The organism is Streptomyces sp. NPDC005494, assembly GCF_042872025.1.
Lineage (GTDB): Bacteria > Actinomycetota > Actinomycetes > Streptomycetales > Streptomycetaceae > Streptomyces.
Genome location: NZ_JBIAJR010000001.1, coordinates 473,535 through 485,219 on the forward strand (window position 1 = coordinate 473,535; position 11,685 = coordinate 485,219).

Annotated in this window: 5 protein-coding genes; all 5 read right to left on the bottom strand. The window is 70.8% G+C overall.

What is annotated here, in order from left to right; translation table 11 throughout:
* Nucleotides 1-206 precede the first annotated feature (206 nt).
* Entirely contained in the window at nucleotides 207-5,513 is a 5,307-nt protein-coding gene (gene pulA / locus ACFYQ6_RS02170; protein ID WP_388759848.1) for a pullulanase-type alpha-1,6-glucosidase, read from the bottom strand.
* A gap of 92 nt (nucleotides 5,514-5,605) precedes the next feature.
* Nucleotides 5,606-7,330 (bottom strand): carbohydrate-binding module family 20 domain-containing protein, encoded by a 1,725-nt coding sequence (locus ACFYQ6_RS02175; protein WP_388759850.1) that lies wholly within the window; start codon nucleotides 7,328-7,330, stop codon nucleotides 5,606-5,608.
* Between the two features lie 514 nt (nucleotides 7,331-7,844).
* Nucleotides 7,845-8,606, bottom strand: coding sequence for a hypothetical protein (locus ACFYQ6_RS02180; RefSeq protein ID WP_361570566.1), 762 nt, complete (start codon nucleotides 8,604-8,606; stop codon nucleotides 7,845-7,847).
* Between the two features lie 312 nt (nucleotides 8,607-8,918).
* On the bottom strand, nucleotides 8,919-9,977 hold the full coding sequence (locus ACFYQ6_RS02185) for a LacI family DNA-binding transcriptional regulator (protein ID WP_361570568.1): 1,059 nt from the start codon (nucleotides 9,975-9,977) through the stop codon (nucleotides 8,919-8,921).
* Complete coding sequence (locus ACFYQ6_RS02190; protein WP_361570571.1) at nucleotides 9,962-11,638, bottom strand: glycoside hydrolase family 13 protein; 1,677 nt, start codon at nucleotides 11,636-11,638, stop codon at nucleotides 9,962-9,964. The genes ACFYQ6_RS02185 and ACFYQ6_RS02190 overlap by 16 nt, the downstream gene beginning before the upstream one ends.
* Nucleotides 11,639-11,685 lie beyond the last annotated feature (47 nt).

Here is an 11,685-nt window from a genome sequence, read left to right on the forward strand (position 1 = left end):
ACGGATACGTGTACGACGTGCATGGACATGTACGCCTTCAGCTTCGCGTGATCGCGCCGTCGGCACAAGGGAGCACGAGGGAGCACGAGGCGCGAAGGACCACGAGGCACGAAGGACCACGGCCGTGCGGGAGGGAAAACGGAGCGGCCGGCCCGGGCTCCCCGCGCGAGGGCGGGGAGCCGGGGCCGGCCGGTGAGGTGGGTGCGTCAGCGCGCGGAGAACACGGCGACCGTGCGTCCCGGGACGGTGAAGCTGCCCGACTTCCCTTCGTACGAGGCCTTCTTGACCGTGGCGTCCGAGCCCGCCGCCTGGACGGGGTGCAGGGCGTACGCCTTCCCGGCCAGGCCGGAGACCTCCTGGCTCTGCGTCTGCGGGGTGGCGTTCAGGACGACGACCAGGTCACCCAGGCGCATCGTGATCACGCCGGGGGTCTCGTCCTTCCCGGAGAGCGGGAAGGAGAGGGCTTCCTGCACCTGCGCGGTGGTGGAAAGACCGAAGTCCTTCTCCGTGGTGCGGATCGTGAGCAGGTCCTGGTACGCGGTGGACGCACCGGTGATCTCCGCGCACCCGGGGGTGAGCGCCGCGGAGGACAGCAGCGGCTTGCCGTAGGACCACTTGGGCTGGTTGTCGGCGGCGGGCGGCAGCCCCCGGCCGAAGCCGTTCCCCTTGCGGCAGTCCCAGTTCAGCACGTTGAACCAGTCACCGCTGTCGTAGGAGTTGCGGTCGAGCGACTTGGAGCGCAGCAGGTCGGTGCCCGCCTGGGAGAGCGCGGGCCCCTGCGAGAGCACCGCGGTCGCCATCGCCAGGACCTGCATGCGGGACCGTTCGGCGGGCGTGGTGTCCGCCGGGAGCTTGAAGGCGAGGGCGTCGTAGAGGGTCTCGTTGTCGTGTGCGTCGGCGTAGGCGAGGGCGTCACCGGGGACCGCCGCGTATCCGGCGGGGGCTCCGTTGTAGTCGACGGCCGAGCCCTTGACCGTACGGCCCTGGGTGTCGGTGAAGGTGTAGTCGGCCAGGTTGCCGGTGAGACCGACCTTGATCAGGTCCTGGTAGTGGAGCAGCCGGGCCTTCTGTTCGGCCTCGGTGCCGTTGGCGGACGACGTGTTGGGGTCGGTGTAGAGACCGGAGGCGAAGCCCTGGACGCCGGGGTCCTCGTCGAAGGGGCCGCCGCCGCGGACGGCGTCGCGGGCCCGGTCGGAGAAGGTGGCGATCCCGGTGCCGGCCATGTTCTTCTGGGTGGCCTGGACGAAGCGGGCGTCGTCGGCGATCTCGCCGAAGTTCCAGCCCTCGCCGTACAGGATGATCTTCTTGCCGTCGACGCCGTCCTCGGCGACGGTCAGCTCGTCGAGGGCCTTGCGGACCGCGAGGATGTTGGCCTTGGGGTGGTGGCCCATCAGGTCGAAGCGGAAGCCGTCGACCTTGTACTCCTTCGCCCAGGTGACGACCGAGTCGACGACGAGCTTGCCCATCATGGTGTTCTCGGGCGCGGTGTTGGCGCAGCAGGTCGAGGTGGCGACGGTGCCGTCCTCCAGGAGCCGCTGGTAGTAGCCGGGCACGATCTTGTCGAGGACGGACTTGTCGTCCTGGCCGGAGGCGACGGTGTGGTTGTAGACGACGTCCATGACGGTGCGCAGTCCGGCCTTGTTGAGCCCCTGGACCATCTGGCGGAACTCGGTGGTGCGCTTGGTGCCGTCGGGGTCGGAGGCGTAGGAGCCCTCGGGGACGGTGTAGTGCAGCGGGTCGTAGCCCCAGTTGAAGGCGTCCTTGGCGGCGGCCTTGGTGACGCAGGCCTGCTGCTCCTCGGAGTCGGGGGCGTAGACGGAGAGGTCGCAGGCGGGCTTCTGCTGGTCGGACTTCTTCTCGGGGATGGTCCCGATGTCGAAGACGGGCAGCAGGTGCACGTAGCTGGTGCCGGAGTCCGCGAGCTCCTCGAGGTGCTTCATGCCGTCGGAGCGGGTGTCGGTGAAGGCGAGGTACTCACCGGGGTGCTTCGACGTGGTGTCCGTGACCGAGAAGTCGCGGACGTGCAGTTCCTGGATCTGTGCGTCCCGCAGCGGCACCGCGGCGGGCTTCTTCAGGCCGGACCAGCCGCTCGGGGCGAGCTTCGGGTCGTCGAGGTCGACGACGAGGCTGCGGGCGGAGCCGGCGGTGAGTGCGGTGGAGTAGGGGTCGGTGACCTTGTTGGTGACCAGCTTCTGGACGGTGGGCGCCCAGACCTGGACCGCGTAGCGGTAGGGCTTGCCGTTCCAGCTCCTGGGGCCGGTGACCGACCAGACGCCGGTGCGGTCGTCGCGCCGCATCGGGACGCTCTTCCCGTCGAGTTCGAGGGAGACGGTCCGCGCGGTGGGTGCCCAGACGGAGAGCGTCGGGCTGCCCTTGCGGAAGACGGGGCCGAGCGCGGAGCCGCTCGCGGCCTTCCCGTACAGCTCGTCCAGCACACCGGCGGTCTGTACGCCGGTGGCGGCGAGCAGGGCGCCGTTCGCGGCACGCTGGGTGGCGATCAGCTGGCCGCGGAGGGACGTGACGACGCGGTCCCGGTCCCGGGTGTCAACGGTGAACGCCGGATAGTCCTTCAGGTGCGGGTACTTCGCCTTCTGCGCGTCGGTGAGTTCGGTGGCACCGAGCCGCAGCCACTGCCCCTCGTCGGACAGGGCGCCGTCGACGACGGAGATCCCGCCGTTCTTCGCGTACACGAGCTGCTGGCTGGTGGCGTCGGTCGCCTTGACCTTCCAGACCACGGTGTTCGCGTCGATCCACTGCGCCTCGGCCTTGGTGAGGTCGAGCGTGGGCGCGCCGCCGGTCTGCGGCAGCAGGTAGCCGGGCTTCCCGCCGAGCATCCAGACCTCGTGGCCGTAGGAGGCGATGTCCAGGGACTGGTCGCTCGGGAGGTCCTTCTCGTCGCCCTTGTGGAGGATGTAGCTGAGCGAGGTGGCGCCGTCGGTGAGCGGGACCTCGAAGGTCACGCCGTAGGCGTCGGTCTTCACCGGTTCCAGCGGCTTGGCCCAGTCCGTGGGCGAGGCCGCCCCGGTCCAGGTGTGCAGGCCCCAGCCGGCGTAGTCGCCGTCGGCGCGGTGGTAGTGCAGGACGGCCTTGCCCGTGTCCTGCGGGGCGGTCTCGGGTGCCTCGGTGGCCTGCCCGTCCTTGCCCTGCTCGACCCAGACCTGGCCGGTCTTCGCGAGGTCGACGGTGCGCTCGGGGCCGTCGGCGGTGCCGTCCTTGACGACGGTGTACGGCACGGAGGACGCGCCCTCGGCGAGGTCGATCCAGGCGAAGGCTCCGTAGGCGTCCCGGCCGATGAAGTCGGCGGTGGTGTCGCCGGACTTCAGCTGCCAGCCCTCGTAGTCGCCGTCGGCCCGCTTGTAGTGCACGACGGCCTGGTCACGGTCGACGGCCACGGGCTTCGGGGCGGCCGGGGCCTGGCCCGCGGTCGTGGAGGCGAGGGCGCCTGCGGTGCGTCCGGCGCGGTCGACGACGACGGCCTTGTAGCGCAGCGCGGTGCCGGCCTTCACCGACCGGTCCAGGTGCTGGGTGACCTTGTACGGGGCGTGGTCGGCTGAGCCGAGCGTGACCCACTTGCCGTTGCCGGTCTGCGCGGCGAAGACGACGCGGTTCAGGTCGCCGCCGTCCACGTCGGCGGTGAGCTCGACGGTGCCGGTGGCCCCGGCGGCCGGTGCCTTCAGGGTGACCGAGGGCTTGGTGGCGGGGGTGCCGAGCTGCTTGTCGGCGCGGAGCACGATGCTGGACAGCGCGGGCACGGTGACCTCGACGGTCCTGTCGGCGGCGCTGCGGACCGTGCCGGAACCGCCGTACAGGGTCCGGAAGGTCATGCCGGCCGACTCGGTGGCGAGCTCGACGGTCTTCGCCTCGGTGCTGTTGTTCGTGGCCACGAGGTATTCGTACGGGCGCTTGCTGTCCGTCCGCGAGAAGGCGTGGACGGAGCCCTCGGCGTAGCGCTCGGTCTGGGTGCCGTCGCGCAGGGCCGGGTGCTCACGGGTGAGCTTCGACAGGGCCGCTATGGACCGGTAGAGCGGGTGCGTGGCGTCGTACGCGTCGGAGGCGTGCGTGCGGTCGGTGCCGATCTGGTCGTCGTCGAGGTAGTCGGCGGTCTTCGAGGCGAACATCGTCTGACGGGCGTCCTTGTCGCCGCCCGCACCGGTGTAGCCCTGCTCGTCGCCGTAGTAGATCACCGGGTTGCCGCGGCCGAGGAACATCAGCTCGTTGGCGAGGCGGGCGCGGTTCAGGAGCTCGGCGTCGGAGGCCTTCGGGTTGTCCTGCTTCAGGAAGGTGCCGATGCGGCCCATGTCGTGGTTGCCGAGGAAGGTCACCTGCTCGTAGGCGTTGGCCTTGTCGGTGGTGTAGCGGTAGTCGTCCGCGTAGACCGAGGCGAGCTTCGAGGCCGGGGCGCCCTGGGAGGCGTACTGGCGGGCGGCTTCCTGGAAGGGGAAGTCGAGCGTGGCGTCGAGCCTGCCCCGGGTGACGTAGGGCGAGGTGATCGCGGTGTCGGCGGAGTAGACCTCGCCGAACATGAAGAAGTCGTCCCGGCCGTGCTTCGCCGCGTAGCCGTCGAGCGCGGTGGCCCACTGGGTCCAGAAGTCGAGGTCGACATGCTTGACGGTGTCGATGCGGAAGCCGTCGATGTCGAAGTCGCGGACCCACTTCTCGTAGATCTTCTCCATGCCGGAGACGACCTCGGGGCGCTCGGTCCACAGGTCGTCGAGCCCGGAGAAGTCCCCGTACTCGGTGGACTCGCCCGCGTAGGTCGAGTCACCCCTGTTGTGGTACATCGTGGTGTCGTTGAGCCAGGACGGGACCTTCTTCCCCGTGTTCACCGGGTTGTACGGGAAGGAGTCGGCGTCCACCTCCTCGACGCCCTGGGTGTCGTCGAAGGGCCGGCCGTCCTCGTCGAGGTACGGGAAGGCGCCCTTCGGCTTGTAGCCGTACTTCTTCTCGGCGTAGTCGACGGTGTCGGCGGTGTGGTTGGTGATGACGTCGAAGAAGACCTTCATGCCCTTGGCGTGGGCCTTGTCGATCAGTTTCGTGAGGTCCGCGTTGGTGCCGAAGTGCGGGTCGACCTGGGTGAAGTCGGTGATCCAGTAGCCGTGGTAGCCCGCGGACGCGTTGTCGCCGGTGCCCTGCACGGGGCGGTTCTTGAAGATCGGCGCGAGCCAGATCGCGGTGGTGCCGAGCCCCTTGACGTAGTCGAGCTTCTGGGTGAGGCCCTTGAGGTCGCCGCCCTGGTAGAACCCCTTGTCCGTGGGGTCGTAACCGGTCTCCAGCCGGGAGCCGGTCAGGCCGCCCCGGTTGTTGGAGGTGTCGCCGTCGGCGAAGCGGTCGGGCAGCACGAAGTAGAACTGCTCGCGGGTCAGGTCGTGCCTGGCCGGTTCCTTCGCGAGCTTCGCGTCCGAGGGCGGGGACGGAGGTCTGGGCGCGGCGGACGCGGTGGCCGCCGGCACGACGGGCAGCAGCGCCGCGCACAGTGCGGCTACGGCTCCCCGCCGGAGGGTGGTTCGGGACACGGGCGGGTACTCCTCGGCTTTCGGGGATCGTGCGGTGCGAAGCGGCGGGCCGGGGACGCGGGACGCGCCTCCGGCCCGCCGGTGGTGTGGGGTCAGCTGCGCCAGACGTCGCCGGTCAGCGTGACCTTGCCGGAGGACGGCACGGTGCCGGTGCGGTTGGCGCCGCTCTCCCAGGTGACGTTGCCGCTCGCGTCCTTGCGCAGGTACTTGTACTCGAAGGACGTACCGGCGGGCAGGGCGACGTCGAGCTTCCAGACGGGGTACGTCGCCGGGTCGAGCTTGAGCGCGCTGCCGGGGGCCCAGTTGCCCAGCGCGGCCTGGTTGCCGGTGACGTAGATGTTCTGGCCGAGCTGGGTGGTGGCGTTGACGCCGAAGGTGACACCGGAGTCCCCCGTACCGGGGCCGGGGGTCGTTCCGCCACCGGTGCAGGTGCGGGCGCCGGTGTGCAGGGCCAGGGCGGTGTTGGCGGCGAGGGTGGCGGTGAACTGGCCGGAGCCGTTCACCGTGACGCCGTTCCCCGTCTGTACGTCGCAGTAGTCGCCGGCGGGCAGCGACGTCTGGAACGTCCGGCTCAGCGAGGAGCCCTCGTGGTTGATGGCGACGTACGCCTTGGAGCCCCGGCCGAAGGCGATCTGGTCGCCGCCGTTGTCCCACCAGTTGGAGACGGCCTCACCGCGGGCGGTGTTGCGGAAGCCGACCATCGACGAGATCTCGCGCCAGGCGTGCTGGCACTTCCAGCCACCGCTGTAACAGGCGCTGACCTGCCCGCCGTTGGGCGGGCCGGCGTCCTTGTCGGACCACTCGTAGCCGGAGTGGACGTCCGGGGAACCGTACGGATAGGCGAGCATGAAGACGCTGGCCAGGGTGTAGTTGGCGCCGTCCTTGTAGTTCAGGGTGTCGCCGCCGCGCTCGGTGTCGTGGTTGTCGACGAAGACGGCGGACTTGCCGGACTCCATGAAGCCCCAGCCCTCGCCGAAGTTCTTCAGGTTGGCGAGGTTCTCGTTGTTGAAGACCTGCTTGAGGCTGCGGCCGTAGCGGAACTCCTGGACGTCACCGCTGCCGAGGTACTCGGACGGCGAGACGGCCTCGCCCGCGCCGTGGATGGCCTCGTGCTTCCAGTAGACGCCGGTGTTGCTCAGCCGCGACTTGATGTTCGCGAGGTCGGCGGCCGGCATGTGCTTGGCGGCGTCGATGCGGAAGCCGTCGACGCCCAGGGAGAGCAGGTCGTTGAGGTACCCGGCGATCTTGCCGCGTACGTAGTCCTCGCCCGTGTCCAGGTCGGCGAGGCCGACCAGTTCGCAGTTCTGGACGTTGCCCCGGTCGCCGTAGTTGCTGATCTGCGACTGGCAGTCGTTCATGTCGCTGACCGAGTAGACGCCCGGGTAGTCGTACTTGGTGTACGAGGAGCCGCCCGTTCCGGTGCCGGAGCCGGCCGACATGTGGTTGATGACCGAGTCGGCGATGACCTTCACACCGGCCGAATGGCAGGTGTTCACCATGTTCGCGAAGGCCGTACGGTCACCGAGGCGTCCGGCGATCTTGTAGCTGACCGGCTGGTACGAGGTCCACCACTGGCTGCCCTGGATGTGCTCCTGGGGCGGGGAGACCTGGACGAAGCCGTACCCCGCGGGGCCGAGGCTGTCCGTACAGGCCTGGGCCACGGAGGCGAACTTCCACTCGAACATCACCGCGGTGACGTCCTTCGCGCCCGGCGGCGCGGCCTGGGCGGTTCCGGCGGCTCCGAGCCCGGTGGGGAGGGCGAGGACTGCGGCACCCATGGTGAGGGCGAGCGCGCCAGACAAGGGTCTGCGTGCCATGACTTTCCTCCTGCGGTGGGGGAAGTGCGGGGATGGCGGAGCAGCCTCACGTGGCAACGCGCCGTGCCCTCAAGGCTCATGCAGGTTCTTGCAGCAAGGATGCAAAAAGCCTGTGCGCAGCAGACCGTACGAGCACTGCCTGCCCTGGTCAACCCCCTGGACATGACGTGATTACATCCCGATCACATCCTGGAAATGCTGGAGATTTCTCCCTGCAAGGTCTTACGCAAAATATTGCGTGCCTGTTAAGTTCGTCCCGACTCCGGCCCGGCCGGCCGGGGGTCCGGTCCGCCGGGCCCCACGCGCCCGGCCGGCCGGGCCGGTCACGCCACGGAGAGGCCCCGACGTCGCTTCCCCGCCGGCCCATCCTGGGCCGACGCCGGGGCCTCTCCGCGACGGAAGCCGTCATTGTGAGGCTACGGACCGCCCGGCCCCCCGAATCGGGCCGTTCCGCGTCCGCCACCTCCCACCGACGCATGGATCACGCTGCGCGGACGGACGTCGGCGGTCCGGCTCAGTAGGTGTGGCCGGGCCAGTGCGGGTCCTCCCAGCGCGCGGAGCCGGACAGGCCGAGCAGGCGTACGCAGTGGAGCAGTTCGGCCGAAGCGCCCTGGGAGCGGAGCCTCGCGGGGGCGTGTACGGCCAGCCAGGCGCTCAGCTCACCTGTCCGCTTCTCGTCGTCCTCCCGGGCGAACCAGGGGAGTTCGTCTCCCAGCAGGTCGTACTCCCACCGGTTCACGGCCTCCACCAGCCGCGCGTCGGCCGTGGGGTGGTCCGTTCCCTCCCACACGGAGAGCCACGGGGCCACCGTGCCCGAGGCTTCGGCACACAGGGCGAAGACCTCGTACGCCGGTACGGCCGGGTCGGGCGTCACCAGGCTGTCGGCCCACCACGCGTGCAGGAACTCCCGCACGGGGCCGGCCTGGCCGGCGGGCCACCGCTGCCACGTGCCCCGCCCGAAGGACTGGCCGACGTCCCCCATGTCGAAGAGCGGAACCACCTCGCCCGCGACGAGGGCTGTCGCGAACTGGGGCAGGACGCGGCGCAGTACGGCTCCGTGATCGCGCCAGTCGGTCGCCTGCCAGGCGCGCCGCAGCAGGTCGGGGTCGAGTTCCACGTCCGGGGTCTTGAGCGCGGCGAGGTCTTCGGCGCTGCCCCAGTGGCACTCGCAGTTGTTCTCGTCCGGGATGGCCGTCATGCCTCGGAAGACGACCGAGAGGTCGTGCAGTGCGGCTTCGAGGCGGAGGCGGGACGGGGTGCGGCCGGAACGGTTCATGGGCTGTCGCCTTAGGGACTCCGGCCGGTCGCGCCGGCCGAAGATCACCACGTTACAGGGCCCGGCGCGGACGGCCCACGGAGATTCCCGGCGTCCGACGGGCGCCCTGTCTGCGTCCAGGGCGCGGATCGACCAGCCGAACCCCCGCTGAGCGCTGCGGAGACCGGCGCTGCCGGAGACCGCTCTGCCGGGCCGGGCGGAGGCGGAGGCACCGGGACGCGTGTGCGGGGCCGCGTCCCCCCTCCGGACCCGGCCCCGCACATCCCCCTGCCGCGCCCGTTCAGGCGCCCCGCACATCCCTGCCGCGCCCGTTCAGGCGCCCCGCACCGCCGCGGTGGAGCCGCGGACCACCAGCTCCGGCTGGAAGACGTACTCCGTGCGCTGCACGGGACTGCCGCCGATCTCCTCCAGCAGGGCGCCCACCGCCGCCGCCGCCATCGCCTGCACCGGCTGGCGCACGGTGGTCAGGGGCGGGTCGGTGAAGGCGATGAGCTGCGAGTCGTCGAAGCCGACGACGGAGACGTCCCGCGGGACGTCGAGGCCTCTCCCCCGGGCCGCTCTGACGACGCCGAGCGCCATCAGGTCGCTGCCGCAGACGATTCCGGTGCAGCCGCGGTCGAGCAGGGCCCCGGCCGCGACCTGGCCGCCCTCGACGCCGAACAGGGTCGAGCACACCAGGAGTTCGGCCTCGCTCCGGTCCATGCCCAGCACGGACACTGCCGCGTCCACGAAGCCGTCGCGCTTGCGCCGGGAGGGCACGTAGCGCTGCGGCCCGATGGCCAGGCCGATCCGCCGGTGTCCCAGCTCCGCGAGGTGGCTGACGGCCATCCGGACGGCCGCCTGGTCGTCGGGCGAGACGAACGGGGCGCTGATGCGCTCGTTGTAGCCGTTGATCAGGACGAACGGCACGCCCCGGTCGGTGAGCGCGGCGTAGCGCGCCGGGTCCGCCGAGGTGTCGGCGTGCAGCCCGGACAGGAAGACGATGCCGCCGACGCCACGCTCGACGAGCTGTTCGACCAGTTCGTCCTCGGTGGCGCCGCCGGGCAGCTGGGTGCAGAGCACGGGCGTGTAGCCGTGCCCCGCGAGCACCTGCTCCACGGACTGGGCGAACGCCGGGAAGATCGGGTTGGTGAGCTCGGGTGTCACCAGCCCGATCAGCCCGGCACTGCGCTGCCGCAGCCGCACGGGGCGTTCGTAACCAAGGATGTCGAGCGCCGCGAGCACCCGCTGACGCGTGGTGTCCGCGACGCCCGGCTTCCCGTTCAGCACCCGGCTGACGGTGGCCTCGCTGACCGCGGCCTGACCGGCGATGTCGGAGAGCCGCAGCGCCGGTCCGGTCCTGGGTGCGGGGACGGTCACACCGTCCACCACACCGTGGTGTCGGCGGGCAGCTCGAAGGTGTCGCCGTCGACGGTCACCGGGGCGCTGGCGAGCAGCAGGGTGCCGGGGACCGTGACGCGTACCGGTGCACCGGTGGTGTTGACGGTGCAGACGAAGCCGGGGCGTCCGACGGCCAGCACGCCCTCGGGGGCGTCCAGCCACCGCACTTCGGTGCCGGCGCCGAGCCCCGGGTGCTCGCGCCGTGCGGCGATCGCGGCGCGGTACAGCTCCAGCGTGGAGCCCTCCACACCGGTCTGCGCCTCCACGGAGAGCGCGCCCCAGCTGTCCGGCTGCGGCAGCCAGCTGCTGCCGCCGCCGAAGCCGTACGAGCTGCCCTCACGGGTCCAGGGGATCGGCACCCGGCAGCCGTCGCGGAAGCCGTCCTGGCCTTCGGCGCGGAAGAACGACGGGTCCTGACGGGCCTCGTCGGGCAGGTCGGTGACGTCCGGGAGGCCGAGCTCCTCGCCCTGGTAGACGTAGGCGGAGCCGGGCAGCGCCAGCATGAGCATGGTCGCCGCGCGTGCCCGCCGCAGACCCAGCTCGGGGTCACCGGGGGTGCGGATCTGGGTGCCCAGGCCCGGCGGGTTGGCGAAGCGGGTGGTGTGGCGGGTGACGTCGTGGTTGGAGAGCACCCAGGTGGTGGGGGCGCCCACCGGACGCATCGCGTCGAGCGAGGAGTCGATGACGGCGCGCAGCTCGGCGGCGTCCCAGGCGGTCGACAGGTACTGGAAGTTGAAGGCCTGGTGCATCTCGTCGGGACGCACGTAGTTGGCGGTGCGCTCGACGGTGGGGGTCCACGCCTCGGCGACGAGGATGCGGTCGCCGGGGTACTCGTCGAGGATGGTGCGCCAGCTGCGGTAGATCTCGTGCACGCCGTCCTGGTCGAAGAACGGCATGACATCGTTGCCCAGCAGCTTCAGCTGGTCGTGGGACCCGAGGTCCGGCAGGCCCTCGGCCTTCACCAGGCCATGGGCGACGTCGACGCGGAAGCCGTCGACGCCCATGTCGAGCCAGAAGCGCAGGATGGAGCGGAACTCGTCGGCGACGGCCGGGTGTTCCCAGTTGAAGTCGGGCTGCTCGGGCGCGAAGAGGTGGAGGTACCACTCGCCGGGGGTGCCGTCCGGGTCGGTGGTCCGGGTCCAGGCCGGTCCGCCGAAGATGGACTCCCAGTCGTTGGGCGGAAGTTCGCCGTCGGTGCCCTTGCCGGGACGGAAGTGGTAGCGCTCGCGCAGCGCGGAGCCGGGGCCCTCGGCGAGGGCGCGCTTGAACCACTCGTGCTGGTCGGAGGAGTGGTTCGGCACCAGGTCGACGATGATGCGCAGGCCCAGACCGTGGGCCTCACGGATCAGCGCGTCGGCGTCCAGGAGCGTGCCGAACATCGGGTCGATGGCCCGGTAGTCGGCGACGTCGTACCCCGCGTCGGCCTGCGGCGACGCGTAGAACGGGCTGAGCCAGACGGCGTCGACACCGAGGTCCCTGAGGTAGGGCAGCCGCGCGGTGACGCCCGGGAGGTCGCCCATGCCGTCGCCGTTGCCGTCGGCGAAGCTCCGTGGATAGACCTGGTAGATCACCGCGTCCTGCCACCAGCCGGTGCGGTGGCCCGGGGCGTCGTCGGACGTGCCGGTGGAGGGGGCAGCGAGGTGCTGGGTCATGTCGTCCCTGGGGTGTCTGGGTGGGGAGCGGCGCCGGGACCGGGTCG

What these genes read in the sequence shown, in the direction of transcription:
- ACFYQ6_RS02190 (WP_361570571.1), bottom strand. Translation starts at nt 11,638, where the DNA reads ATGACCCAGCACCTCGCTGCCCCCTCCACCGGCACGTCCGACGACGCC.
- ACFYQ6_RS02175 (WP_388759850.1), bottom strand. Translation starts at nt 7,330, where the DNA reads ATGGCACGCAGACCCTTGTCTGGCGCGCTCGCCCTCACCATGGGTGCC.
- ACFYQ6_RS02180 (WP_361570566.1), bottom strand. Translation starts at nt 8,606, where the DNA reads ATGAACCGTTCCGGCCGCACCCCGTCCCGCCTCCGCCTCGAAGCCGCA.